This is a genomic window from Pseudomonas sp. LRF_L74, from assembly GCF_965644255.1.
Lineage (GTDB): Bacteria > Pseudomonadota > Gammaproteobacteria > Pseudomonadales > Pseudomonadaceae > Aquipseudomonas.
Genome location: NZ_CBFFRH010000011.1, coordinates 174,092 through 199,723, shown reverse-complemented (window position 1 = coordinate 199,723; position 25,632 = coordinate 174,092). Strand labels below are relative to the sequence as shown.

Here is a 25,632-nt window from a genome sequence, read left to right as displayed (position 1 = left end):
CATCTGCTTCATCGTGATACTCGGGCAACGGGATCGGCGTATTTCAACAGAAACGGGAAGTTAAATTCAGAGTTTCCTTAGCTCCGCCTCCGCAGCTAGCAATGCATTTTCTGCCTCAATGTTCCCTTCGTTGAGGGTGAAAACACCGGGCTGCGAGCTCTCTTGAAAATGGTTATCCATGAAAATGTGGTTGTAGACCACCAGCTCACGGTCAGGGTTTTGAGGTTGAACGTCGCAGTCGGAGTAAATCAGGTCGCCGGGATCCTGGAGGTAATTACCGATGGTGGTCTTACCCGTGCCATTGTGACCGTAGAACATGTTGACCTTGGTCAGCGGCCCGATCGTCAAATTCGTAACCGGGGAATAGCTAGTCACGCCTCGCAGAATGATTTGCTTTATCACTGGACAGTCCCATCGAGAAACGGCTACCAAGGTTCCATCCTAGTTCTGAGCAGTGAGATTAGGAAGCCATCATTACAAAGCACATTTTCAGTCGAGGATCACCTCGAAGGGGATGAGCCAGATTTATTAACGGAAGACTGACTGCTTTTGGCCGATTCTGTTGAAAAAGTCGGCCTCTGGGAGAACTGCTTTTTAGCAGTTCAAAAAACGCTCAATTCTGGCGTTGCTGTGTAAAAACCAAGACAGCTCCGTCTTCTGCCTTCTGAGCAAGCCAGATTTCAACGTCGCCCCCCTTTCGTGAGCAAAATCGCGGAGGGACTTTTTCAACAGAATCAGTCGAAAGCAGCCGTCATCTGGCTAAAAAAGCACGCCCTGAATCACTGATCCAACCGGTACAGGAAAGCATCTCCACGAAGCTCCTGGAGGCTATCAGTACGAAGAGACATCGATAAGGCACCACTTTGACGTACGATACTTCACATCAACCTTGGAGAGGCCACTTTCGCCATGAACACAGCCTCAGACACCAAGCAGAAACGGATCAACCTCCGCTTGCAGGACAGCGCCAAGAAAACCCTGGAACGCGCCGCGAGCTTCGAGGGCAAGACCGTCAGCCAGTTCATCCTGAACAGCGCACTGGCGCATGCCGAGAAGACCATTCACGAGCGTGAGGTCATGAGCCTGAAGGCGAGCGATGCAGAAGCGTTCTTCGATGCGCTGAGCAAGCCGGTCATGTTCAACAAGAAGTTGGCCGCCGTCCTTGAGAGTCATGGACAGCGTATCACCAGCCAATGAGCGAGCGAGTCGATCTGCTCATCACGCCATTGGCCACCAACCATCACCGGGCCGGCTTCCAGTGCGGCGTAGACGCACTGGACGACTACCTACACAAGCAAGCCGGCCAAGACGTGAAGCGCCGCGTTAGCCGTGTATTCGTCGCCACCACGCTGGAGCACCCAGACGTCATCACGGGTTGCTACACCCTTTCCAGCCTGTCGATCGAGTTCGACCAGCTTCCCGAAAAGCTTGCTCGCAGACTGCCCCGTCATCCACTCTCCGCCGCCTCGCCATCGGCCAGGATGCTCAGGGTCGTGGCATAGGCGGATTGCTGCTAGCCGATGCCATCAAGCGCACGCTGGCCGTCAGCAATCAGATCGCAATCTACGCCCTGGTCGCCGACGTCATCGACGACCGGGTTCGGGGATTCTACGAGCAATACGGGTTATTGCCGCTTGGCTCAGGTAGCCGTCGCTAGTTCCTGCCACTGCAATCCTTTTAATCACTCGCCAGACAGGAGCGCCCCTGTCGGCTCAGCTCACACGAAGCCCTCCACCGATCCCTCCTCACGGGTAGTGACCAGCGCAAAAAACTGCGTGGGGCAAAAAGTGGGGCAAAAATCGGAAGCCTTCAAAAACCACCAGGCATAAAAAAATCCAGTCACTGTTAAGTGACTGGATTTCTTGAGGTTTTTTGGTCGGGACGGAGTGATTCGAACACTCGACCCCTTGCACCCCATGCAAGTGCGCTACCGGGCTGCGCTACGCCCCGACATGCTTTCACCTAAGTAAAAAGCGAATGAACTATAAACTAAGCATATGAATTATGGAAGGTTTTTCTTGAAATTTTATTTACGCAAAACCTGTAGCACATCTTCAAGCTCGACGATCATCTGCCGGATCAGTTGCTTGTATTGGCCGCTATCATCCTTAACTTCATCACTAGACAGCCGCTGTCGAGCGCCGCCGATGGTGAAGCCTTGATCGTAGAGCAACCCACGGATCTGACGAATCATCAGCACGTCCTGACGCTGGTAGTAGCGACGGTTACCGCGTCGTTTGACAGGATTGAGCTGCGGAAACTCCTGCTCCCAGTAACGCAGAACATGCGGTTTCACAGCACAAAGATCACTGACCTCACCAATAGTGAAGTAACGTTTGCCGGGAATAGGTGGCAGTTCGTCGTTATGACTTGGTTCCAGCATAGGCCTCGACCCTGGCTTTCAGCTTCTGGCCCGGACGGAAAGTGACGACGCGGCGGGCGGTGATTGGGATTTCCTCGCCCGTCTTGGGATTGCGCCCGGGGCGCTGACGTTTGTCGCGCAGATCAAAATTGCCGAAACCGGACAGTTTGACCTGCTCGTTATCTTCCAGAGCGTGACGGATTTCCTCAAAAAACAGTTCGACCAACTCCTTGGCTTCCCGTTTATTCAGGCCTAGCTCGTCATACAGACGTTCCGCCATCTCAGCTTTAGTCAGAGCCCCCATACGCTACTTCCTTAACGTGGCGTTGAACCTTTGTTCCAGGGAGGTGAGTATGTTCTGGGTCGCGGCGCTCACCTCATCGTCATTAAGAGTGCGGGATGGATGCTGCCAGGTCAAGCCAACGGCGAGGCTTTTTCTAAGCGGATCAATACCTTTACCCTGATAGACGTCAAACAGCCTGAGGTCCGTCAACCACTCGCCTGCCGCCGCACGTATCGCCTCAAGGATGTCCTCGGAGGATTGTGCACGATCGACCAGTAACGCCAAATCGCGGCGCACTTCCGGGAAACGCGACAACTCCTTGAACGCGGGCATGCGACCGGATACCACTTCGGCCAGCAGTAGCTCAAACAGGAAGACTGTCTGATCGAGCCCTAGCTCGGTCACCAGTTGCGGATGCAACGCACCGATATAGCCGACTAACACGCCATTCCGCTCGATTCGGGCACATTGACCTGGATGCAACGCAGGGTGCTCACCCGGAGCGAAGCGGTATTCACCCAGCGCGCCGGCATACCCCAGGATGGCCTCGACGTCTGCTTTCAGGTCGTAGAAATCAACGGGCTCACGAACGTTCGACCAGGCTTCGGGCTCACGGCCACCGGTAATCACACCGGAGAGCATAGCCTCTTGCTTCAGTTCCCCCAGTTGCCCCACGAACCGTAGACCGCTTTCGAACAGACGTATGCGCGACTGCTGGCGGTTTAGATTGTGCTGCAGCGCCTTGACCAGACCCGGCCAGAGTGAGGAGCGCATGGCCGACATGTCCGCGGAAATCGGGTTGGCCAATTGCAGCGGCTGTACGCCTGGACTGAACAACTCGAACAACTTGGGATCAATGAAGCTGTAAGTGATCGCCTCCTGGTAGCCGCGAGCAACCAGCAGGCGACGCAGCGCCGGCAACTCAGCACGTGCCTCGGCTTTCGCCTGGGGTGCCAAACGCGCCTGCGGGTAACGCACCGGCAGACGGTTGTATCCATACAGACGCCCCAGTTCCTCGATCAGGTCGACTTCCAGGCTGATATCGAAGCGGTGACTCGGGATGCCAACACTCCACTGCCCTGCCTCTTGCACCTCGACCTTCAAACCCAGCGCGGTGAGCATCCGCTCGACATCGCTTACTTCGAGATCCATTCCCAGCATCTGGCTGACACGCTCGGCACGCAGGGTGATCAGCGCCAATTGAGGCAAATCGGCCGTACTGGCGACCTCGATGATCGGACCGACTTCACCGCCGACGATCTCCAGCAACAACGCAGTGGCGCGCTCCATGGCCGCACGCGCCAGGTCGAAATCGACACCACGCTCGAAACGATGCGAGGACTCTGTATGAAGGCCGTAGGAGCGGGCCTTACCAGCCACGGAGATGGTGTCGAAGAACGCGCTTTCCAGGAACAGGTCACGGGTCTTGGCACTGACACCGCTGTGCTCTCCCCCCATCACACCCGCAATCGCCAGGGCACGCTGATGGTCAGCGATGACCAGCGTATCGGCACGCAGAGCCACCTCCTGGCCGTCGAGCAGAACCAGCTTCTCGCCCTCTTCCGCCATGCGTACACGGATACCACCCTGGATCTCATCCAGGTCGAAGGCGTGCATGGGCTGACCCAGTTCGAGCATCACGTAGTTGGTGATATCGACGGCAGCATCGATGCTGCGGATATCGGAGCGACGCAAGCGCTCGACGATCCACGCGGGGGTCGGGCGGGACAGGTCGACGTTACGCACCACACGCCCCAGATAACGCGGGCACGCCTTGGGCGCCAACACCTCGACCGGACGCGTCTCATCCAGACTGACAGCAGCCGGTACGATTGAGACTGGCGACACCACAGCGCCATATATGGCTCCGACTTCACGGGCCAACCCCGCCAGGGACAAGCAGTCGCCCCGGTTCGGCGTCAGGCCCAGCTCGATACTGGCGTCGTTGAGCTCCAGGTAGGTGCGGATGTCCTGGCCAACCGGAGCATTGGCCGGCAGCTCCAGCAGACCATTGTTATCGTCGCTGATCTGCAGTTCGGATGCCGAGCACAGCATGCCGAACGACTCAACACCACGCAGCTTGGCCTTCTTGATCTTGAAATCGCCAGGCAACTCGGCACCGATCATGGCGAACGGAACCTTGATACCGGGGCGCGCGTTCGGCGCACCGCAGACGACCTGGAAAGTTTCGCTGCCACTGCTGACCTGGCAGACGCGCAGCTTGTCCGCATCGGGATGTTGCTCGGTACTGAGGATTTCACCTACGACCACACCACTGAAGGCGCCTGCCACCGGAATGACGGCATCTACTTCCAGACCGACCATGGACAAACGGGCCACCAGTTCCTCACGGGAAACCGCTGGATTGACCCAGCTGCGCAGCCACTGCTCACTGAATTTCATACTGTCTGTTCTCCTTTGAACGAATTCGATCGTGCCGTGCTCTAGCGAAATTGCGCCAGGAATCGCAGGTCGTTATCGAAGAACAGGCGTAAGTCGTTGACGCCATAACGCAGCATGGCCAGGCGCTCTACGCCCATGCCAAAGGCGAAACCAGAGAATTTCTCCGGATCGATTCCAGACATGCGCAGTACATTCGGATGCACCATGCCGCACCCCATCACTTCCAGCCAGCCGGTCTGCTTGCACACGCGACAGCCCTTGCCGCTGCACATCACGCATTGCATGTCGACCTCAGCAGACGGCTCGGTGAAGGGAAAGAAGGACGGACGAAAGCGGACGCCCAGGGGCTTCTCGAAAAACACCCGGAGGAATTCCTCGATAGTGCCCTTAAGGTCGGCGAAACTGATGCCCTCGTCGATCAGCAGGCCTTCGACCTGGTGGAACATCGGCGAGTGGGTGATATCGGAGTCGCAGCGATAAACACGGCCCGGGCAGACGATACGGATCGGCGGCTGCTGCGATTCCATGGTGCGTACTTGGACCGGCGAGGTGTGGGTGCGCAGCAGCATGTTCGCATTGAAATAGAAGGTGTCATGCATCGCCCGCGCCGGGTGGTGGCCAGGGATGTTGAGCGCTTCGAAGTTGTGGTAGTCGTCTTCGACTTCCGGACCTTCGGCAACGCTGTAACCGATGTGGGTGAAGAATTGTTCGACTCGCTCCAGTGTGCGAGTGACCGGATGCAGGCCACCAGACTGCTGACCACGGCCAGGCAGCGTGACGTCGACCTGTTCGGAAGCCAGCTTCTCCGCGAGCAGAGCCTGCTCCAGCACGAGTTTGCGGGCGTTCAGTGCATCCTGAACCTGATTCTTGGCAGCGTTGATCAGGGCACCCGCCTTCGGGCGTTCCTCTGCCGACAGTTTGCCCAGGGTCTGCATGAGGACGGTCAGATCGCCCTTCTTGCCCAGGTACTGAACCCGGAGCTGTTCCAGGCTGTTGACGTCTGTGGTGTTTAGCACGGCCTCAAGCGCTTGCGAGACCAGTGCATCCAGGTTTTCCATGTATGGACTCCAGATACGAAATAGGGGAAGAGCTGAAAGGCTCTTCCCCTATCTTTGACGTTGCCACCAGGCAAGCCCGGTGATTGTCGGGGGACTTAAGCCAGAACGGCCTTAGCTTTCTCGACAATCGCAGCAAACGCCGCTTTTTCGTTCACTGCCAGGTCAGCCAGGACCTTACGGTCGATCTCGATGGCCGCTTTTTTCAGGCCAGCGATCAGGCGGCTGTAGGACAGGCCGTTCTGACGAGCACCAGCGTTGATACGAGCGATCCACAGAGCGCGGAACTGACGCTTGCGCTGACGACGGTCACGGTAGGCATATTGTCCTGCCTTGATCACCGCCTGCTTGGCAACGCGGAACACGCGCGAACGTGCGCCATAGTAGCCTTTGGCGAGTTTCAGAATCTTTTTGTGACGAGCACGAGCGATAACGCCACGCTTAACACGAGCCATGAGTAATTACCTCTAAGTATCTTGACCGATTAACGAACGCGCAGCATGCGCTCGACTTTTGCCTTGTCCGACGGATGCATCAACTCGCTACCGCGCAGTTGACGCTTACGCTTGGTGGACATTTTGGTCAGGATATGGCTTTTGAAAGCGTGCTTGTGCTTGTAGCCCGAAGCAGTTTTGAGAAAACGCTTCGCAGCGCCGCTCTTGGTTTTCATCTTTGGCATGTTTGGTACTCCGCATTCATTAACAACTGATAACCATCAGGCCTGCCAGTGCCCGGGAGGTTATTTACGCTTCTTGGGAGCGATGACCATCATCAGCTGGCGTCCTTCCAGCTTGGGATGCTGTTCAACGGTGCCGAGTTCGGCGAGGTCGGCTTCGACCCGCTTCAACAGCTCCATGCCCAACTCCTGGTGGGCCATCTCACGACCGCGGAATCTAAGCGATACCTTAGCCTTGTCCCCATCTTCAAGGAAACGTACCAGGTTGCGTAGTTTTACCTGGTAATCCCCTTCTTCCGTCCCTGGACGAAACTTGATTTCTTTGATCTGCTGCTGATGCTGGTTCTTCTTCGCAATAGCAGCCTGCTTTTTCTTTTCGAACAGGTGCTTGCCGTAGTCCATGATCCGGCAAACCGGTGGCACTGCATCGGCGGAAATTTCCACCAGATCCAGCTTTGCCTCGTCGGCAGCGCGTAGCGCTTCATCGATCGAAACCACACCAATCTGTTGGCCGTCGGCACCGATCAAACGAACTTCACGTGCTGTGATGTTCTCGTTGATCGGCGCCTTTGGGGCGGCCCGCTTATCCTGTCTCATATCACGCTTAATAATGATTACTCCGTATCTTGGCGACCACGCCGGGAAACCGCTTGCTTGAGCTGTTCAGCGAACTGATCGAGGGGCATGGAGCCCAGATCGAGGCCTTCGCGGGTGCGCACAGCAACGGATCGAGTCTCAACTTCCCTATCTCCGATAACCAGAAGGTAAGGAACCTTGAGCAAAGTATGCTCGCGGATTTTAAAGCCGATCTTCTCGTTTCTCAAGTCAGACTTGGCACGAAATCCGCTTTGATTGAGGGTTTTCTCCACTTCGAGGGCAAAATCGGCCTGCTTGTCGGTGATATTCATTACCACCGCCTGGGTCGGCGCCAGCCAGGCCGGGAACGAACCCTCGTAGTGCTCGATCAGAATACCGATGAATCGCTCGAACGAACCGAGAATGGCCCGATGCAGCATGACAGGCGTCTTGCGGCTATTGTCCTCGGAGACATAGCTCGCCTCCAGGCGCTGCGGCATATTGGGATCGTATTGCAACGTGCCGCACTGCCAGGCACGCCCCAGGCAGTCGAGCAGCGTGAACTCGATCTTCGGACCATAGAACGCACCCTCGCCCGGCAGGTATTCCCACGGCAAGCCCGCATCATTCAATGCATCAGCCAGCGCCGCCTCGGCACGATCCCAGAACGCATCGTCACCGACACGCTTGGCCGGACGCGTGGACAGCTTCATCTTGATGTCGCTGAAGCCGAAGTCCGAATAAACCTGCAGCGTCAGCTTGATGAAGTCCGCCGCCTCTTTCTTTACCTGTTCTTCGGTGCAGAAGATGTGCGCGTCATCCTGAGTGAAGCCACGTACGCGCATGATTCCGTGCAGGGCGCCCGACGCCTCGTTGCGGTGGCAGGAGCCGAACTCGGCAAGACGCAACGGCAGCTCACGATAGCTCTTCAGGCCCTGGTTGAAGATCTGCACATGGCACGGGCAGTTCATCGGCTTGATCGCGTAGTCGCGGCTTTCCGACTCGGTGGTGAACATGTTGTCGGCGTAGTTGCCCCAGTGACCGGACTTCTCCCACAGGATGCGATCGACAACCTGCGGCGTACGCACTTCCTGGTAGCCGTTTTCGCGCTGCACGCCGCGCATGTACTGCTCCAGCACCTGATAGACGGTCCAGCCATTGGGATGCCAGAACACCATACCCGGTGCCTCCTCCTGGGTATGGAACAGGTCCAGGCGCTTGCCGATCTTGCGATGGTCACGCTTCTCGGCCTCCTCGATACGCTGGATATAGGCAGCCAACTGTTTCTTGTCGGCCCAGGCCGTACCGTAGATGCGCTGCAATTGCTCGTTCTTGGCGTCGCCACGCCAGTAGGCACCAGACAGCTTGGTCAACTTGAACGCCTTGAGGAAACGCGTATTGGGCACATGCGGCCCACGACACATGTCCACATATTCCTCGTGGTAGTACAAGCCCATCGCCTGTTCATCAGGCATATCGTCGACCAGACGCAGCTTGTAGTCCTCGCCACGCGACCTGAAGACATCGATGACCTCGGCACGCGGCGTCACCTTCTTGATGACGTCGTAGTCCTTGTCGATCAGCTCTTTCATGCGCGCTTCAATGGCCGCCACGTCATCCGGCGTGAAGGGGCGCTCGTAGGCGATATCGTAATAGAAGCCTTCATCGATGACCGGACCGATGACCATCTTTGCAGTGGGATAGAGCTGCTTGACCGCATGACCGATCAGGTGAGCACAGGAGTGGCGGATGATGTCCAGCCCCTCTTCATCCTTCGGCGTGAGTATCTGCAGCGTTACGTCGTTTTCGATCAAGTCGCACGCATCAACCTGCCTGCCATCGACCTTACCAGCAAGAGTGGCCTTGGCCAGCCCAGCACCAATTGATTGAGCCACTTCAAGCACAGTGACCGGTTTATCGAACGAACGCTGACTGCCGTCGGGAAGAGTAATGATGGGCATGGCGCCTCCTCTCCTAGTGGTGACCCCTACGAAAGGCCACATGGGTTGGGATGAGCCAGGAAGCGATCCGACGGTATGCCTGCCTGACAATGGCAGAGCCTTTCGGCTAACCAAACGGACCAGAGTCACTGGAAGTAAAAAACGAATGCTTTCAGAAAGTTATGCCGCTGACAAGTAAAGCAGACAAAAAAGGCAACATTCGAGCGTCCATCAGAGCATCCCGCCCAGGCAGGACCAAACACAATGCCCACTCAACAAGACACAAAGAGATATTGTTTTGCCATCATTCAATGGTAAAACAATCCCCACGAGCACAAGAATCCCAAGGGGGAACTCAACACCCACCCAACACAGAAGTGCTGAACCACAAGCTACTGGCGCACTCATACGCAGCAGACCAGCGCACTTGAATAACAAGAGACTCCAGCATGATCAGAACCGATGAAATCGCTCAGCAATTGAACCGATACATGGCAGGGTACGATTGCAAGGTCGAACGCAAGCAGGATCACTCCTTGACACTGCTGGTGACCCACCTGGCAAGCGACGAAACCCTGACGATCATTGGCTTTTGCGAAGAAGAACTTGAGTCAGAAAGCTCCATACGCCATATGGCCAGCGCGCTGTCCAAGGAGCTGGCCTGAAACGCCAGCGGTGACAACAAGTGATTTGCTATTCCCCTACAGGTGGCTTGCACGGAATGACGCTGAAATCGCCCCAAGCAAGTCTTCAACATCAATGAGCCAACGCCTCCGGGGAAGTAGCTGGTCGATACACGCAAGCGCTGATGGATCATGCCAATGGAAAAACGACCGAGCACTACGCAGTCAGGACACGAGAAAAAGAAGTGAGCTATCAGAGATAGAAAGCTGGCCTGAAGCTTCAGTCGGGCGGAGTTTTCGCCCAAAATCTCCCAAAACAAAAAGGGCGACCCTTTTGGATCGCCCTCTAAGCCCCGCACGATGCGGGCTTGTTTGGTAGGCACAATTGGATTCGAACCAACGACCCCCACCATGTCAAGGTGGTGCTCTAACCAACTGAGCTATGTGCCTGTCGTGTGGGGCGCATTCTACTGAGACACACAGTAGAGTCAACTGTTTTTTTCGCTAAGCTGCTGAAAAAGTGGATTTTTATTTGTCTGGGGTGAGAGTGGATATTTCTTGATCAGCTCTCTTATGCCAGGTAGCATCCAGACAAATGTAAAATATAAAAAACAGGCCTTTCGATATGACACACACAGCATATCCCTCCTCCTATTACGCCGCGTCAGCCAAGCATGCACCTGCACGCCCAGAGCTTCAGGGGAAAGCCGAAACCGATATCTGCGTGATCGGCGCTGGCTATACAGGCCTGTCCACTGCCCTGTTTCTTCTGGAGCATGGTTTCCGGGTCACGGTTCTGGAAGCGGCCAAGGTCGGATTCGGCGCTTCGGGTCGCAATGGCGGGCAGATCGTCAACAGTTATAGCCGCGATATCGATGTCATCGAACGTACCGTGCCGGCCCGGCAGGCTCAACTGCTCGGACAGATGGCGTTCGAGGGCGGTCGCATCATCCGTGAGCGCATCGACAAGTACCGAATCGACTGCGACCTGAAGAATGGCGGTGTATTCGCCGCTCTGAACAGCAAGCAGATGGGCCATCTCGAAGCCCAGAAAAAACTCTGGGAGCGCTATGGCCACAACCGCCTTGAGCTGCTCGATGCCAGGAAGATACGTGAGATGGTCGCCACCGAAGCCTACATCGGCGGCATGCTCGACATGAGTGGCGGGCACATTCACCCACTCAACCTGGCCCTTGGCGAAGCCTCCTCCATAGAATCGCTCGGTGGCGTGATCCATGAACAATCACCGGCAATACGCATCGAGCGTGGCGCCAACCCGGTCGTGCATACGCCTCGGGGATGCGTCAGGGCCAAGTTCGTGGTGGTCGCCGGTAATGCCTACCTGGGCAACCTGGTGCCGGAACTCGCAGCCAAGTCGATGCCCTGCGGCACCCAGGTCATCACCACCGAGCCTTTGCCTGACGACCTGGCCAACAGCCTGCTGCCACAGGATTATTGCGTCGAGGACTGCAACTACCTGCTCGACTATTACCGCCTCACTGCGGACAAGCGCCTGATCTTCGGCGGCGGCGTGGTCTATGGCGCTCGTGATCCGGCCAACATCGAAGCGATCATCCGTCCGAAGCTGCTCAAGGTCTTCCCGCAACTCAAGGACGTGAAGATTGATTACGCCTGGACCGGCAACTTCCTGCTGACCCTGTCGCGCCTGCCCCAGGTCGGTCGCATTGGCGACAACATCTATTACTCCCAGGGCTGCAGTGGGCATGGCGTGACCTATACCCACCTCGCTGGCAAGGTGCTGGCAGAGGCACTGCGTGGCCAGGCCGAGCGTTTCGATGCCTTCGCCTCCCTGCCACACTACCCCTTCCCTGGCGGGCAACTGCTGCGAGTACCGTTCAGCGCCTTGGGCGCCTGGTACTACACCTTGCGCGACAAACTGGGTATCTGACGCCTAATCGGCGACCATCTGGCTGAGCACGGCGCGCAGCTTGCCTGGCCGCACCGGCTTGTTCAACAAGGGAACGCGCAGAGCCTGTAGCTGCTGCCGACACTCATCGGAGCGGTCAGCGGTGATCATTACGGCAGGCACCGGTTGAGCGAAGTGTCGCCGCAGTGACTGGATGACTTCGCTACCGATAACGCCGTTGTCCAAGTGGTAGTCGATCAGCAATACATCCGGCGCCGCTCCGTGCAACTGCGCCAATGCGTCCTTCTCGTTCGCTGCGGTGATCACCTCGCAGCCCCACTGACCAAGCAATGCAGCCATGCTCAGCAGTATCTCGGGCTCATTGTCGAGAACCAGCAAGCGCTTGCCCGGCAACGGATTACCGGGACGTGCCATTGCCCTCGACGGCAGGGCGGGCTCGACTGGCACGGCGCTAGACAACGGCACCAGCACACTGAAGCAGGAACCCCGGCCGGGCCGGGAGCGTACATCGATGCGATAACCAAGAATGCCGGCGATTCGCTCGACGATGGCCAGCCCCAGGCCGACTCCCTTGCGATTGACCGAACGACCGGCATCCAGTTGATGGAACTCGCGAAAGATCGCCTGCAACTGATCCTCGGCAATCCCCCGCCCACTGTCCCATACCTCGATACGCAGCAGCTCGCCCTGGCGCCGCGCGCCCAGCAGCACGCCACCGCGCTCGGTATAGCGGCAGGCATTGCTGAGGAAGTTACGCAGGATGCGACTGAGCAGACGTGCATCGGTATGCAGCACATAGCGCGGAATCCGAGCGCGCAGCCGCAGGCCGCCCTGGGCGGCAACCGGCTCGAACTCCGAGGCCAGTGGCCCAAGCAACTCGTCGAGGCGATAGTGATCGAGGTCCGGCCTGATCGCCGCCTGGTCCAGCCGGGAGATATCCAGCAGATCCGAAAGCAGGTCTTCCGCACCTTCCAGCGCCTGATGAGCACGTTCGACCAGGTTCATGCTCGCGGTCTCCAGCGAGCGCTCACGCAAGGTGGAGATCAGCAGGCGCGCAGCATTGAGCGGCTGCAAGAGATCATGACTGGCCGCCGCCAGGTACTTGTCCTTGCTGCGGTTGGCCTCTTCGGCCACGTCACGCGCCTTGCGCAGTTCCTCCTCGGCACGCACCCGTTCGCCGATCTGCTCCAGCAGGTTCTCGTTGGCCATCAGCAATTCGTTGGTGCGCGACGCCACCCGCCGCTCCAGTTCCTCGTTGAGTTGTTGCAGACGCAACTGGGCCTGGCGGCGTTCGGTGACATCGGCGACGAAGCCTTCGATCAGTCCCGGCTCGTCGGGCTTGAGCAGGATGTTCATGACCACGTTGATGACCTTGCCGTCGCGACGCCGCAATCGCGTCTCGTAGCCAACCAGGCTGCGTTGCCGCAGCACGTCGCGTATCGCCTTGAGTTCCTCGCTACCGCCCAGGAACAGGTGCCCGGCCAGATGGCTGGCCGACCACAGCACCTCTTCCGGCGCCTGATAGCCGAGCATGCGCGCCAGGGCCGGGTTGGCGGCACGCACGCCCTGCTCGAGACTGGCCTGGAAGATGCCATGCACGGCATTCTCGAACAGCCATTTGTAGCGATTGCGTTCTTTCTCGAGCTCGTCGAGACGATCGACCAGTTCGGCGTAGTGACTCTTGCGTGCGGACTGGCTACCTAACCCCAGTAAACCGGTCAGAGCACCTTGCGGGTCGTCAGAGAGCTTCGCCATAGACCACTTCGACATCACGCACGCTGGAGATGCGCGGATTGGTGAGGATGCACGGATCGTCCATGGCATGGCGCGACAGGAAGGGAATATCGGACGAGCCGACGCCATGCAGGCGCAAGGTCTCGTGGAAGCCCACGGCGCGCTTGAAATTGATCAGGTGCTCGATCAGGCGCATGCGCACCTGCGGATGGGTCATGCCACGGCAATCGATCCCCAGGGTCTCGGCAATCACGCGAAAACGATCGGGGGCAGCGCTGTAGTTGAACGCCACCACATGCTCGACCAGCGCCGCATTGCACAGCCCATGGGGCAGATCGAGAAAACCGCCCAGGCTGTGCGACATGGCGTGCACCGCGCCGAGGATCGCGTTGGAGAACGCCAACCCCGCCTGCATGCTGCCCAACATGATCTTTTCGCGCAGCGCTATGTCGTGGGGGCTGGCGATCATCTTCACCAGGTTGCCGTTGATCAGGCGCATCGCCTCCAGGGCATGGGTATCGGTCAATGGCCCGCTGCCGGTGGAGACGAAGGCCTCGATGGCGTGCACCAACGCATCGATGCCAGTACAGGCGGACAGGAACGGGTCCATGCTGACCGTGGTTTCCGGGTCGATCAGCGACACATCCGGCACCACCGCCTTGCTGACGATGGAGAACTTCATTCGCTCTTGCTGGTTGGAGATGATCACGAACTGTGAAACATCGGCCGAAGTGCCGGCAGTAGTCGGAATGAGGATCAGCGGCGGACTGGGCACCCGAATGGTATCCACGCCCTCGAATTCGAGAATGCTGCGGCCATGAGCCGCGACAATGCCGATAGCCTTGGCGCAATCCATGGGGCTGCCGCCGCCCACTGCGACGATCACGTTGCAGCCCTGCTCGCGATACAGCTCGGCACCCAACATGACTTCCTCGACCCTGGGATTGGGCGAGACCTGGGTGTAAAGCGCGTAGTCGATGCCATTATTCGCCAGGCTGGCCTCGACATCGGCCACCCAACCGGCAGCCACCACGCCGGGGTCCGACACCAGCAAGACCTTGCGGGCACCGAAGGTCATGGCGAAGTTGGCGACGTTATGGCGGCAGCCGGCACCGAACACGATCTCGGGAGAAACGAACTTGCGCAGCGAGCTCAAGGTCTGGGACATGGTCATTTCTTGTTATAAAACGTTGCGCCCAGCCTACTGAAATCCGCGGCCTTTGCAATGCACCCAAGGGCGTAGATCAATGGTTACCGAGCTGGCGTTGATAAAACGCCAGTTCGGCCTCCATGACTTGCGCCAGGTGACGGGCCTGACGGAAACCGTGGCGCTCATCGGCGAACAGGTGGTACTCCACTTCGACCCCTCGCGCGTGCAAAGCCTCGACCATCGACTCGGTCTGCGCCGGAGGCACCACGGCGTCCAGCCCCCCCTGAAAGAAAATCACCGGCACGGTGATGCGATGGGCATGCAGCAGCGGGGTGCGAGCCTGATAACGCAGGGCATCGGCCTGCGGGTCGCCGATCAGCCAGTCCAGGTAGTCGGACTCGAACTTGTGGGTGATCTTGCCCAGCGCCAGCGGATCACTGACCCCATACAGGCTCGCGCCGGCACGAAAAACCCGCTGGAAAGCCAGGGCACAGAGGGCCGTGTAGCCACCTGCGCTGCCGCCCCGAATGAACGCCTGAGCCGGCTCGATCCGCCCCTGCTCGCCCAATACCCGCACCAGTTCGCAAGCATCGGCCACATCGACTTCGCCCCAGGCATGCCGCAGGTGCATGCGCCCAGCCCGGCCAAAGCCGCTGCTACCACGGTAATTCAGGTCGGCCACGGCAAAGCCGCGCTGGGTCCAGAACTGGATACGCGGATCGAACACCGGATAGCAGGCCGACGTGGGCCCTCCGTGCACGAACACCACCAGCGGCGGCCGTACGGCAGGGTCGACCTCATAGGCAGTATTGCTGGGTGGGTAGAAGAAAGCATGGGCCTGCCCCTCGCCGCTGGCGAAGGTGATCGCCTCGGGGCGCGAAACCTCCTCGCTCGCCAGTGGCTGCTCGCCACCGCCCAACACCTCGACAGCGCCACTGCAACGCTCAATGGCGATTACCGCTGAGGTGCAGTCCGGCGCCGCGGCAATGGCATAAAAAAATTGCTCGTCGGCGGCCAACTGGCGGAACCGCGTATAGCCCGGCGACAAATGCCGCTCGCCACCGGAACCGGCCTCGAGCAGCACACCGAAACCCTCTTCGAAACGACTCAGCAGCCAACTGTCACCCAGCGCCAGAGAGGTACACGCCCCCAGTTGCCAGGGCGCGGGGGCATGGTCGGCGCAAGCCAGGGGGACACCCGGCGGCTGCATCAGCTCTGCGCCCTGCGCCTGCCATGGCTGCCACCAGCCGGCCCGGTCGCTGAGTACGCACAGTCGGCCATGGCTATCGAAGCTTGGCTGCTGCAACGATTCGCCGCCGTCAGCGCCTGCAACGATACGCGCCGTCCCCGGCACTGCCTCCGTCCAATCAGCCACGCACAAGCGCGTCTCGGTCCAGGGCTGGTGTGGTCGGCTCCATTCGATCCAGGCCAGGCGATCATCGGCCGTGGCGACCCCGGCGTAGAAGTCCGCCCCTTCGACCAGCACCCGGCGCTCGCCATGCAGGTCGATACCGACCAGGCGGTGCACTACCTCTGCGCCCTGCTCCTCTTCCACGGCCAGGATCAGTTGTCGCCGAGCGTCGAAATGCAAGCCGCCGTAACGCCGCTGACCAACCGTCAACACACGAGGCAGTCCATCGAGCGCCTGCAGATACAGGTGTTGATCGGCCTCGTTGACGAAGGCGAATCCACTATCGGTCAGGCAGAATGCACCGCCACCGTATTCATAGACGCGACTGCGCAGGGAAAAGCCGGCCGGAGTGAGCTCCAGCGACTTACCTCCACGGTAGAAAATCAGGGTAGTGCGGCTATCCGCCGGGTCGAAACGCGTCCACCACACACCGCCGTGACCGGCTTTCAGCTCGCCGATTTCGCTGGCAGCACTGGCCGCCCGGTCGGCGCTCCAGGCACTTTCCCAGAAGCCGTGCGCCATCAGGCTTGCGCCAGAATATGAGCAGCTCGCTTGGCACGAAACAGCACCTGGCCAAGGGCCTCGCTGCGATTGGTCAGCAGATTGAGCACCATCGGCGACTGCGGATGAGCGATCTCGATAATGATCGAGAATCCGCCCGGCGCCTCGACGATGACGCTCTGCCCGATACCGATGCCGCCCTCCTGCCCCGCCATCACGCCGACCGCGGAAATGCTGCAGGCCATGGCAGCCAGCTTGCCCACCGCAATATCGCTACGTGAACGCGACGCCACCTCGAAGCCGTCGCTGGTCGCCACCACGGCGGCCAGGGCTCCGCTCAACTCGGCCATCAGTTCATCGAGCGACGCTTCGATACGGGCAGTCAATACGTGCGATACCGGCATGGTGTTCCTTAATGATCAGTAACGGTTTTCCAGTTGTATGAGCAGCAGGTCGATCAGTTGCAACACATCCTCGCGCTCGCGCACATCGGCGGAGACCACCGGAACCAGCAGGCCGCGCGCCGCCAGGTAGCCGGAGAAATCGTCCAGGTTCGGCCGCGGATGCCGCTCCAGGCGACCCACGCCGATCACGCAGGCACCCTCGCGGATCAGTGTGCTGAAGTTGTCCAGGTAGATAGCCAGGTCGGCGAGCGGCTCATCGCGCGAGTTGTCGACCAGGATGATAAGACCCAGGGCCCCTTTGGCCAGAACCTCCCACATGAAGGAGAAACGACGCTGCCCTGGCGTGCCGTACAGGCGCAGGCATTCGTCCGCGGAGACACGCAACTCACCATAGTCGAAGGCGACCGTGGTGGTGTCCTTGGCCAGGGAAGCATCGCTGTTGCCGACATCCGTCTTGATCGGATCGATATCGCTGATCGCCGATACTGCCGTGCTCTTGCCAGCGCCCATGGTACCGGTGAACAGAACCTTGTATTCCTTCATTCCCGCTCCGAATGCGTGACGGGCAGCCCCAGGCGGGAGCGAATCCTGGCGAATAGTCCTTTGAGTACCGGCTCTTTTATCGCCACCACCTCGCTGCGCGGCGACTCGACTCGCTCGGCGAAGCCGCTGTCCTCCATGGCCTGGAGAAAACGCCGACAGCTTGCCAGGTCGCAACCGGAGCGCTGGGCCAGTTCGCTTTCGGCGAAAGGCCGCGAAGCCATCAGGGTAGCCAGGCGTACTGCGCCGGGGTGGGCACGCAGCAGTTGCTGGGTTGGCCAGCGCAGCAGGCGAAATGACGCAGCGACCTCACGCCCCCGGCTTTGGCGCAAGTCAAGAATCTGCTCGCCAGCCCGCTCCAGATGCTCGAAGACATTTCCGGCGCGCAACGGCCACTGCAGATCGTTGCCAGTTGCCGTGCTGCGGCGAAAAGTCACCTTGGCACGGATATCCGGCACCAAGGTATCCGCCGACTCGAAGCCGATCACCAGCAGGTCGGGCTCGGTCGTCTCCACGACCTGCCATTGCTGCGATGTACGCCCGCCCAGCAGGCCGACGATAGATTTGAATACCATCTCTTCCCGAGCGGATACGCCGACCAGTCGATAGGTCAGGACGCTCTCCGATTCGGGGCGACGAATAGCAGCCATGGCGCTTACCCCCGATCCTTGAACAAACCGATGAACACCAGGCAAAAACGATAGCAGTCCTCGGGCATCAACAGCTCCCCGGGTAGAAACGACACTCCATCGAGCCGGCCGGGCTCGCGATGGCATGAATAGGGTTAACGCGCCGACTCGGCGACAGTTGCTCAGAGAATAGCGCCAATAACGAGAATCGAACTCATGTTTCCACATAAAGTTCTGACGTCGTCAACCTTTGCGAAAATCCTTCGACCAACGCTTGTATTTGGCCAGAAAGCCTGATCCAGAGCGGTTTAGTCAAGCCTTGGCAATCAATCGGGAGGCCCGTTCGTTACGGTATTGCAGGCTTTCCATGGGCCAAGGCGCCTGCTCCGCCTCCTCCCGGGCCGCGAGAATAATTCCATGGTGCGCGGACTTGCTGCACACCGGGTCCGCCGCATCGGCATCGCCAGTGAGCATGAAGGCCTGGCAGCGGCAGCCGCCGAAGTCCTTGTCTTTCTCATCGCATGAGCGACACGGCTCAGGCATCCAGGCATCGCCCCGATAACGGTTGAAGCCGAACGAGTCGAACCAGATGTGCTCGAGGCTGTGTTCGCGCACGTTGGGAAACTTCACCGGCAGTTGTCGCGCGCTATGGCAAGGCAAGGCGGTGCCATCGGGGGTGATATCGAGAAACAGCTTGCCCCAGCCGCTCATGCACGCCTTGGGTCGCTCCTCGTAGTAGTCGGGGGTGACGAAGATCAGCTTGCACGGATGATTCTGCGCCGCCAGGCGTTCGCGGTATTCCTGGGTGATCCGTTCGGCGCGCTGCAACTGCTCGCGGGTCGGCAGCAGGCCGGCGCGATTGAGTTCGGCCCAGCCGTAGAACTGGCAGGTCGCCAGTTCGACATAGTCGGCTTCCAGTTCGATGCACAGCTCGATGATGCGGTCGATGTTGTCGATGTTGTGTCGGTGGGTGACGAAGTTCAGCACCATGGGATAACCATGGGCCTTGACCGCCCGAGCCATCTCCAGTTTGTGGGCGAAGGCCTTCTTCGAACCGGCCAACAGGTTGTTCACCTCCTCGTCGGCCGCCTGGAAGCTGACTTGGATATGATCGAGCCCGGTCTCGGCGAATTCGGCGATGCGTTTTTCACTCAGACCGATTCCCGAGGTGATCAGGTTGGTGTAATAGCCCAGGTCGCGGGCGGCCTTGATCAACTGCGCAAGGTCCTGGCGCACCAGCGGCTCGCCACCGGAAAAACCGAGTTGGGCGGCGCCCAGTTCACGTGCCTGGCGAAACACCTCGATCCATTCGGCGGTGCTCAACTCCTGGCCGCCCTTGGCGAAATCCAGCGGATTCGAGCAATACGGGCACTGCAACGGGCAGCGATAGGTCAGCTCGGCCAGCAACCACAGTGGCGGGCCAACCGACTCAGGCGAATTCGATCCAGTGCTGGGCATGGGCCACCTCGATGAAGCTGTGGATGTCATCAGCGATGCCTGGGGCATCTGGAAAACGCGCAGCAAGCTCGGCAATGATCCTTGCCACATCGCGCTTGCCATCGATCAGCAGCAGCACCTCGGCAGCACTCTCGTTGAGCTTGATCATGCCCTCTGGATACAACAGCACGTGAGCCTTCTGCACGGGTTCGAACTGCAGGCGAAAGCCACGGCGAATGCGGGGCGTGGCATGTTCGTTCACAGTTCGATCCCCCTGTGCCAGACCGGTGTCCGGGTGACCGTGTGATACGGCGGGCGCTCCAGCTCATAGGCCATGCTCATGGCGTCGAGCATGCTCCACAGCACATCGAGCTTGAACTGCAGGATCTGCAGCATGCGTTCCTGCGCCTCACGGGTGGTGTAGTGCTCGAGCGTGATCCGCAAGCCATGCTCGACGTCGCGTCGCGCTTGCCCCAGGCGCGTGCGGAAATACGCATAACCAGACGGGTCGATCCACGGATAGTGCTGTGGCCAACTGTCGAGCCTGGACTGATGGATCTGCGGTGCGAACAATTCAGTCAGCGAGCTGCTCGCCGCTTCCTTCCAGTTGGCGCGACGGGCGAAATTGACGTAGGCGTCCACGGCAAAACGCACGCCGGGCAGCACCATCTCGGTGGACAACACCCGTTCACGCCCCAGCCCGACCGCCTCGGCCAATTGCAGCCAGGCCTCCAGGCCACCCTCCTCATCCGGGGAACCATCGTGGTCGAGGATGCGTTGCACCCATTCACGGCGCGCCTCGCGGTCCGGGCAGTTGGCCAGGATCGCGGCATCCTTGAGCGGAATGTTGAGCTGGTAGTAGAAGCGATTGGCGACCCAGCCCTGGATTTGCTCACGGCTCGCCCGCCCCTCGTACATGGCCACGTGGAACGGATGATGGATATGGTAGTAAGCGCCCTTGGCGCGCAGGGCCTGCTCGAACTCGGCGGGTGTCATGGCTGAAACGCTCATGCGGATATCCTCGTTGCCTACAACTCGATGCTCATGCCGTCCCAGGCCACCTCGATGGCGTGTTCGCCGAGAATGCGGCGTTCGTCGGAATCGATATCGAGGATCGGATTGGTGTTGTTGATGTGGATCAGGATCTTGCGTGGCGTCTCGAACAGGTCGAGCACCTCGATCATCCCGCCCGGGCCGCTCTGGCACAGATGGCCCATTTCGCTGCCAAGCTTGCTGCCGACCTCGCACACGCGCATTTCGTCGTCACGCCACAGCGTACCGTCGACCAGCAGGCAATCGGCCTGGCGCATCCAGCCCAGCAGCGCCTCGTCCACCTGGCCGAGGCCCGGTGCATAGAACAACGAACGACCGCTGCGGGTGTCCTCGACGAACAAGCCAATGTTGTCGCCCGGATGGGGATTGCCACGATGTGGCGAATACGGCGGTGCGCTGCTGCGCAACGGTATGGCGGTGAAGCGCAGCGCCGGGCAGGCGCTGATAGTGAATGGCTGGTGGTCGATACCGATACGGTTCCAGACCAGCCCGCCGTTCCAGTGTTCGAGCATGTTGAACAGCGGAAAACCAGTGGTCAGGTCCTGATGGACCATGTCGGTGCACCACACCTGATGCGGGCAGCCCTCGCGCAGGGTCAACAGCCCGGTGGTGTGATCGATCTGGCTGTCGAGCAGGATGATCCCCTCGATGCCGGTGTCACGCAGGCGTCGTGCCGGTTGCAGGGCCGGGAAATTCTCGATCTGGGTGCGGATGTCGGGCGACGCGTTACACAGAATCCAGTGCACGCCGTCGTCGCTCAGGGCAATGGATGACTGGGTGCGCGGCTGGGCGCGCAGGCGACCGCTGCGGATACCGCTGCAGTTGCGGCAATTGCAGTTCCACTGGGGAAACCCACCACCTGCGGCCGAGCCAAGAATCTGGATGTACATGGGGCAATCCCCGCACCTGAAAATGGAAGGCCCCGGCTAACCGGGGCCTGGCGGATCAGCGGTTGGCGAAGTACAGGGTGACTTCGAAACCGAGACGCATATCGGTGAATTCAGGTTTGGTCCACATGGTTCGATCCTCTTATTCTGACGCCGGGACATACCGACGGCCTTGAGTTAATCACCAGCAGCGGACTCCTTCGAATGATACTTTCGAACGAGCCATGCCCCTGATTTGGTAGTGCATCGCGACACTTGGCGCACTGCCAGCCATAGCTGTCGCAGCGGCGCTACAGTTGTCGCATCGCCGGCGGGCAGCCAGGCCGGGCCAACGCCCCGCCCATGGCGCCTGGACAATCCGGCATGCACCTTGCTGGATGTACCCGTTCGACGGATGGATGACTGCAAGCCCCGCCGGTTGCGGCTATGGTTGCAGCACGCGAGCTGACGAACGGCTCGAAAAACAACAAGACACCGGCCTGCGAGCCGGACAGAAAGAAGGTGTACCCATGACCTTTCAGACCGTGCAAACCTGCCCTGGCGACCTGGCTGCCTTCGTCAACGATCACTTCCCCGAGCGCAGCATCCGACCCGACGGGTTGATCGCCCAGTCCTGGTACCGCAGCATCACCGAACACCACCTGGACCCACGTGCGGCGGCAAGCAAGCGCATTCTCACGGCCACACAAATACGCCAGCACCAGGCCCAGCATCAGGAATACCTCACCATCGCCAGCCAGGGCGTGACCGGCCTGGCCAAGCGCGTGGTCCAGGCCGGCTTCGCGGTGCTGCTGAGCGACGAGAACGGCATCACCCTCGACGCCCGCCTGCCGGCCCAGCACGATGCCTATACCCGCTCCGGTCTGATCGTCGGTGCGTGCTGGGACGAATCGATTGCCGGCACCAACGGCATCGGCACCACCCTGGCCGCCGCCCAGGCCATGATCATCCACCGCGACGAGCACTTTCTCACCGCCAATGCCCGGCTGAGCTGCTCGGTGGCACCGATCTTCGATGAGCAGGGCCATCTGCGCGGCTGCCTGAACGCCACCTGCCTGAACAGCGATGGCCCCAAAGAGGCGCAGTACCTGACCCTGCAACTGGTGATCATGTATGCACGGCTGATCGAAAACGCCTGCTTCCGCCAGCGCTACCGTGACCGCCTGACCCTGGCGATCAAGCCCCGTGACGATATCAGCGACCTGGCCAATGAACAGTTGCTCGCCCTCGACGAGTCCGGGCGCATCACCGGCGCCAACCGCGCAGCCTTCGTCGCCCACCCCGAGCATCTGCTCGGCAGCCGCATCGAAAGCCTGCTGCCGGCCAACGTCAATGAACTGCTCAGCCTCACCAGCGGCGGCGCCCGGGGCGTGTGCCTGCGTTCGCTAGCGGACGAAACGCCGATGGACATCGGCCTGCGTTCGCCAGTCAGCCTGCAACCCAAAACGGCCACGGCGCCTCTCACCACGGGCAGCGAACATCCCGACCTCGACCAACTCAGCGGTCAAGACCCTCGCCTGCTGCAGGAAGTCCGTCGTGTACGCAAGGTCCTCGACAAAGGCATTCCGTTTCTGATCACCGGCGAAACCGGCACCGGCAAGGAGGCCTTCGCCCGCGCCATTCACCAGGCCAGCAGCCGCCATGCCGGCCCGTTCGTGGCCCTCAACTGTGCGGCGATCCCGGAAAGCCTGATCGAGAGCGAGCTGTTCGGTTACCGCAGCGGCAGCTTCACCGGCGCCAATCGCAAGGGCATGAAGGGCAAGCTGGAACTGGCCAACGGCGGCACCCTGTTTCTCGACGAGATCGGCGACATGCCGGCCCACCTGCAAACACGTCTATTGCGGGTGCTGGCCGAACGAGAAATCTTTCCCCTGGGCGCCGACACGCCGGTGCCGCTGGATGTCCAGGTGATCTCGGCAACGCACCAGGACCTGGCCAGCATGATCCGCGACAAGCTATTCCGCGAAGACCTGTTCTATCGCCTCAGCGGCATGACCCTGAGCCTGCCGCCATTGCGCGAACGCAGCGACCGCGCGGCGCTGATTCATGCATTGCTGGCAGGCTTGCCCGAGGCCAGCGCGCTGCAACTTGACGAACAGACTCAGGCAACGCTGGAAGCCCATCCCTGGCCAGGCAACATTCGACAACTGCTCAACACCCTGCGTTACGCGGTAGCCCTGGCCGAAGACGGCCGCATCGACAGCGATTGCCTGCCTGTCGAATTGCAGATGATGCCGCTGCCGCAATCGATCGCCACACCACCGCCCGGCCTCACCGAACAACTGGATAACGATGAAGCCCGCCACCTGCTGGCGGTGTTGCGCGAGCAACGCTGGAACATCAGTGCCGCCGCCGAACGTTTCGGCATCTCGCGCTCGACCCTGTACCGCAAGATGAAAAAGCACGCCATCGTGCAGCCGAATGAAGTGTTTTAGCTGCTATGCCTGCCCTCCCCCCCACAAAAAAGCCCGCAGTCTGCACGACTGCGAGCTCCTTCTAGCTCTTACTTGAAGCTTGAGACTTGCAGCTCGACGCTGCTCTTTCAGATGTGCGCGTCCTGGTATTCCCGCTCAGCTTCGTCGAAGCGTTTCTGCATCGCCGCCGACGGGCCGCTGCCGATCTTGCTGAACAGCACGATAGCCAAGGTGCCGAGGATGAAGCCCGGAATGATTTCGTACAGGCCGAGACCGATCCAGTTCTTCCACACGATCACGGTCACGGCACCGACCAGCATGCCGGCCAGGGCGCCATTGCGGGTCATGCCTTTCCACATCACCGACAGCAGCACCACCGGGCCGAAAGCCGCGCCGAAACCGGCCCAGGCGTAGGACACCAGGCCCAGCACCTTGCTCTCCGGGTTGTAGGCGATGGCGATGGCCACCAGGGAAATCACCAGCACCATGATCCGGCCGACCCAGACCAGTTCCTTCTGGCTGGCCTCCTTGCGCAGGAACGCCTTGTAGAAGTCTTCGGTCAGCGCGCTGGAGCAGACCAGCAACTGGCAGCTCAGGGTGCTCATCACCGCCGCGAGGATGCCCGACAGCACCACGCCGGCGACCCACGGGTTGAACAGAATCTTGGTCAACTCGATGAACACACGCTCGCCGTTCTCGGTCACCGGACCCGCCTGGGTCGGGTTATCGGCGAAATAGGCAATACCGAAGAAACCGGCCGCCACCGCGCCTGCCAGGCACAGGATCATCCAGGTCATGCCGATGCGCCGCGCCGCCGGAATCGACTTGACCGAATCGGCGGCCATGAAGCGCACCAGGATATGCGGCTGGCCGAAGTAGCCCAGGCCCCAGCCGAGCAGGGAAATCACCGCGACGAAGGACAGGTTGCGGAACATGTCGAAGTTGGCCGGGTTGGCCTGCTCGATGGTCACCAGCGCCGCGTCGTAGTCGCCCAGGGCGAGGATGGCGAACACCGGAGTGATCAGCAGGGCGAAGATCATCATGGTCGCCTGCACGGTGTCGGTCCAGCTCACCGCCAGGAAGCCGCCGACGAATACGTAGGCGATGGTCGCCGCCGCGCCGACCCACAGCGCCACGTCATAGGACAGGCCGAAGGTGCTTTCGAACAGACGCGCACCGGCAACCACGCCCGAGGCGCAGTAGATGGTGAAGAACACCAGAATCACCAGCGCCGAGAGCACGCGCAGGATGCGGCTGTGGTCTTCGAAACGGTTGGTGAAGAAATCCGGCAGGGTCAGGGCATTGCCGTTGTGCTCGGTCTGTACGCGCAGGCGGCCGGCAACGAACAGCCAGTTGAGCCAGGCCCCGGCGATCAGGCCGATGGCGATCCAGCTTTCCGACAGCCCGGAAGCGAAGATAGCGCCCGGCAAGCCCATCAGCAGCCAGCCACTCATGTCGGAGGCGCCGGCGGACAAGGCCGTGACGAAACTGCCCAGGCTGCGGCCGCCGAGGATGTAGTCGGAGAAGTTCTTGGTGGCGCGATAGGCCACGAAGCCGATCAATACCATGGCAGCGATGTACACCACGAAGGTGATCAGCATCGGATTACTAGCGGTCATTCTGGAATACCCTCACTTGTTTTTATCGCATTCGTTAATTGGCTGCG

Annotated in this window: 26 protein-coding genes and 2 tRNA genes; 5 read left to right on the top strand and 23 right to left on the bottom strand. The window is 60.0% G+C overall.

Features of this window, described 5'->3' with window-relative positions; genetic code table 11:
- Nucleotides 1-66: 66 nt before the first annotated feature.
- Nucleotides 67-402, bottom strand: a complete 336-nt coding sequence (locus ACSZPK_RS23780) for an AAA family ATPase (protein ID WP_437884050.1) — start codon at nucleotides 400-402, stop codon at nucleotides 67-69.
- A gap of 507 nt (nucleotides 403-909) precedes the next feature.
- Here ACSZPK_RS23780 and ACSZPK_RS23775 point away from each other — a divergent pair.
- Nucleotides 910-1,197: a DUF1778 domain-containing protein gene (locus ACSZPK_RS23775; RefSeq protein ID WP_437884049.1), complete on the top strand. Its 288-nt coding sequence runs from the start codon at nucleotides 910-912 to the stop codon at nucleotides 1,195-1,197.
- Nucleotides 1,194-1,502 (top strand): hypothetical protein, encoded by a 309-nt coding sequence (locus tag ACSZPK_RS23770; RefSeq protein WP_437884048.1) that lies wholly within the window; start codon nucleotides 1,194-1,196, stop codon nucleotides 1,500-1,502. The genes ACSZPK_RS23775 and ACSZPK_RS23770 overlap by 4 nt, the downstream gene beginning before the upstream one ends.
- 371 nt (nucleotides 1,503-1,873) lie before the next feature.
- On the opposite strand, the gene ACSZPK_RS23765 is transcribed toward ACSZPK_RS23770, so the two are convergent.
- From ACSZPK_RS23765 to thrS, 9 genes are all read right to left on the bottom strand, one after another.
- Nucleotides 1,874-1,950 (bottom strand) — tRNA-Pro (locus tag ACSZPK_RS23765).
- Between the two features lie 76 nt (nucleotides 1,951-2,026).
- Entirely contained in the window at nucleotides 2,027-2,383 is a 357-nt protein-coding gene (locus ACSZPK_RS23760; RefSeq protein WP_437884047.1) for a MerR family transcriptional regulator, read from the bottom strand.
- Nucleotides 2,364-2,666 carry an integration host factor subunit alpha gene (gene ihfA, locus ACSZPK_RS23755; protein ID WP_437884046.1) on the bottom strand — a complete coding sequence of 101 codons (303 nt, stop codon included), beginning with the start codon at nucleotides 2,664-2,666 and terminating at the stop codon, nucleotides 2,364-2,366. The genes ACSZPK_RS23760 and ihfA overlap by 20 nt, the downstream gene beginning before the upstream one ends.
- Nucleotides 2,667-2,669: 3 nt before the next feature.
- On the bottom strand, nucleotides 2,670-5,048 hold the full coding sequence (pheT, locus tag ACSZPK_RS23750) for a phenylalanine--tRNA ligase subunit beta (protein ID WP_437884045.1): 2,379 nt from the start codon (nucleotides 5,046-5,048) through the stop codon (nucleotides 2,670-2,672).
- 41 nt (nucleotides 5,049-5,089) lie between these two features.
- Nucleotides 5,090-6,106 carry a phenylalanine--tRNA ligase subunit alpha gene (gene pheS / locus ACSZPK_RS23745; RefSeq protein WP_437884044.1) on the bottom strand — a complete coding sequence of 339 codons (1,017 nt, stop codon included), beginning with the start codon at nucleotides 6,104-6,106 and terminating at the stop codon, nucleotides 5,090-5,092.
- Between the two features lie 95 nt (nucleotides 6,107-6,201).
- A complete protein-coding gene (gene rplT / locus ACSZPK_RS23740; protein WP_044874620.1) occupies nucleotides 6,202-6,558 on the bottom strand; it encodes a 50S ribosomal protein L20 in 357 nt (118 codons plus the stop codon).
- A 29-nt stretch (nucleotides 6,559-6,587) separates the two neighbouring features.
- Nucleotides 6,588-6,782 (bottom strand): 50S ribosomal protein L35, encoded by a 195-nt coding sequence (rpmI, locus tag ACSZPK_RS23735; RefSeq protein ID WP_044401775.1) that lies wholly within the window; start codon nucleotides 6,780-6,782, stop codon nucleotides 6,588-6,590.
- A gap of 60 nt (nucleotides 6,783-6,842) precedes the next feature.
- Nucleotides 6,843-7,394, bottom strand: a complete 552-nt coding sequence (gene infC / locus ACSZPK_RS23730; protein ID WP_437884064.1) for a translation initiation factor IF-3 — start codon at nucleotides 7,392-7,394, stop codon at nucleotides 6,843-6,845.
- Nucleotides 7,394-9,316, bottom strand: a complete 1,923-nt coding sequence (gene thrS / locus ACSZPK_RS23725; protein ID WP_437884043.1) for a threonine--tRNA ligase — start codon at nucleotides 9,314-9,316, stop codon at nucleotides 7,394-7,396. The genes infC and thrS overlap by 1 nt, the downstream gene beginning before the upstream one ends.
- A 428-nt stretch (nucleotides 9,317-9,744) precedes the next feature.
- Here thrS and ACSZPK_RS23720 point away from each other — a divergent pair, with 428 nt between their 5' ends.
- Complete coding sequence (locus ACSZPK_RS23720; protein ID WP_437884042.1) at nucleotides 9,745-9,960, top strand: hypothetical protein; 216 nt, start codon at nucleotides 9,745-9,747, stop codon at nucleotides 9,958-9,960.
- A gap of 331 nt (nucleotides 9,961-10,291) precedes the next feature.
- Here ACSZPK_RS23720 and ACSZPK_RS23715 read toward each other — a convergent pair.
- Nucleotides 10,292-10,368, bottom strand: a tRNA-Val gene (locus ACSZPK_RS23715).
- Between the two features lie 175 nt (nucleotides 10,369-10,543).
- Here ACSZPK_RS23715 and ACSZPK_RS23710 point away from each other — a divergent pair.
- The gene (locus ACSZPK_RS23710) at nucleotides 10,544-11,827 is read left to right on the top strand and encodes an NAD(P)/FAD-dependent oxidoreductase (protein WP_437884041.1); all 1,284 of its coding nucleotides are present in this window, start codon (nucleotides 10,544-10,546) and stop codon (nucleotides 11,825-11,827) included.
- A 3-nt stretch (nucleotides 11,828-11,830) separates the two neighbouring features.
- Here the strand turns inward: ACSZPK_RS23710 and ACSZPK_RS23705 are convergent, their stop codons facing one another.
- From ACSZPK_RS23705 to pqqA, 11 genes are all read right to left on the bottom strand, one after another.
- A complete protein-coding gene (locus ACSZPK_RS23705) occupies nucleotides 11,831-13,561 on the bottom strand; it encodes a PAS domain-containing hybrid sensor histidine kinase/response regulator (protein ID WP_437884040.1) in 1,731 nt (576 codons plus the stop codon).
- Nucleotides 13,545-14,708, bottom strand: coding sequence for an alcohol dehydrogenase-like regulatory protein ErcA (gene ercA / locus ACSZPK_RS23700; RefSeq protein ID WP_437884039.1), 1,164 nt, complete (start codon nucleotides 14,706-14,708; stop codon nucleotides 13,545-13,547). Before ercA ends, ACSZPK_RS23705 begins: the two co-directional genes overlap by 17 nt.
- A 76-nt stretch (nucleotides 14,709-14,784) precedes the next feature.
- Nucleotides 14,785-16,623, bottom strand: a complete 1,839-nt coding sequence (locus ACSZPK_RS23695) for an alpha/beta hydrolase family protein (RefSeq protein WP_437884038.1) — start codon at nucleotides 16,621-16,623, stop codon at nucleotides 14,785-14,787.
- Nucleotides 16,623-17,006, bottom strand: a complete 384-nt coding sequence (locus ACSZPK_RS23690) for a roadblock/LC7 domain-containing protein (protein ID WP_437884037.1) — start codon at nucleotides 17,004-17,006, stop codon at nucleotides 16,623-16,625. Before ACSZPK_RS23690 ends, ACSZPK_RS23695 begins: the two co-directional genes overlap by 1 nt.
- A 15-nt stretch (nucleotides 17,007-17,021) precedes the next feature.
- Complete coding sequence (locus tag ACSZPK_RS23685) at nucleotides 17,022-17,549, bottom strand: GTP-binding protein (RefSeq protein WP_437884036.1); 528 nt, start codon at nucleotides 17,547-17,549, stop codon at nucleotides 17,022-17,024.
- Nucleotides 17,546-18,196, bottom strand: coding sequence for a hypothetical protein (locus ACSZPK_RS23680; RefSeq protein WP_437884035.1), 651 nt, complete (start codon nucleotides 18,194-18,196; stop codon nucleotides 17,546-17,548). The genes ACSZPK_RS23685 and ACSZPK_RS23680 overlap by 4 nt, the downstream gene beginning before the upstream one ends.
- A gap of 291 nt (nucleotides 18,197-18,487) precedes the next feature.
- Entirely contained in the window at nucleotides 18,488-19,633 is a 1,146-nt protein-coding gene (gene pqqE / locus ACSZPK_RS23675; protein WP_437884034.1) for a pyrroloquinoline quinone biosynthesis protein PqqE, read from the bottom strand.
- Nucleotides 19,605-19,874, bottom strand: coding sequence for a pyrroloquinoline quinone biosynthesis peptide chaperone PqqD (pqqD, locus tag ACSZPK_RS23670; RefSeq protein WP_437884033.1), 270 nt, complete (start codon nucleotides 19,872-19,874; stop codon nucleotides 19,605-19,607). The genes pqqE and pqqD overlap by 29 nt, the downstream gene beginning before the upstream one ends.
- Nucleotides 19,871-20,623: a pyrroloquinoline-quinone synthase PqqC gene (gene pqqC, locus ACSZPK_RS23665; protein ID WP_437884032.1), complete on the bottom strand. Its 753-nt coding sequence runs from the start codon at nucleotides 20,621-20,623 to the stop codon at nucleotides 19,871-19,873. Before pqqC ends, pqqD begins: the two co-directional genes overlap by 4 nt.
- A gap of 17 nt (nucleotides 20,624-20,640) precedes the next feature.
- A complete protein-coding gene (gene pqqB, locus ACSZPK_RS23660) occupies nucleotides 20,641-21,555 on the bottom strand; it encodes a pyrroloquinoline quinone biosynthesis protein PqqB (protein ID WP_437884031.1) in 915 nt (304 codons plus the stop codon).
- Between the two features lie 55 nt (nucleotides 21,556-21,610).
- Entirely contained in the window at nucleotides 21,611-21,682 is a 72-nt protein-coding gene (gene pqqA, locus ACSZPK_RS23655) for a pyrroloquinoline quinone precursor peptide PqqA (protein WP_437884063.1), read from the bottom strand.
- A 379-nt stretch (nucleotides 21,683-22,061) separates the two neighbouring features.
- Between pqqA and ACSZPK_RS23650 the strand changes: the two genes are divergently transcribed.
- Nucleotides 22,062-23,987 (top strand): sigma-54-dependent Fis family transcriptional regulator, encoded by a 1,926-nt coding sequence (locus ACSZPK_RS23650; protein WP_437884030.1) that lies wholly within the window; start codon nucleotides 22,062-22,064, stop codon nucleotides 23,985-23,987.
- Nucleotides 23,988-24,094: 107 nt separating this feature from the next.
- On the opposite strand, the gene putP is transcribed toward ACSZPK_RS23650, so the two are convergent.
- Nucleotides 24,095-25,585 (bottom strand): sodium/proline symporter PutP, encoded by a 1,491-nt coding sequence (putP, locus tag ACSZPK_RS23645; protein WP_437884029.1) that lies wholly within the window; start codon nucleotides 25,583-25,585, stop codon nucleotides 24,095-24,097.
- Nucleotides 25,586-25,632 lie beyond the last annotated feature (47 nt).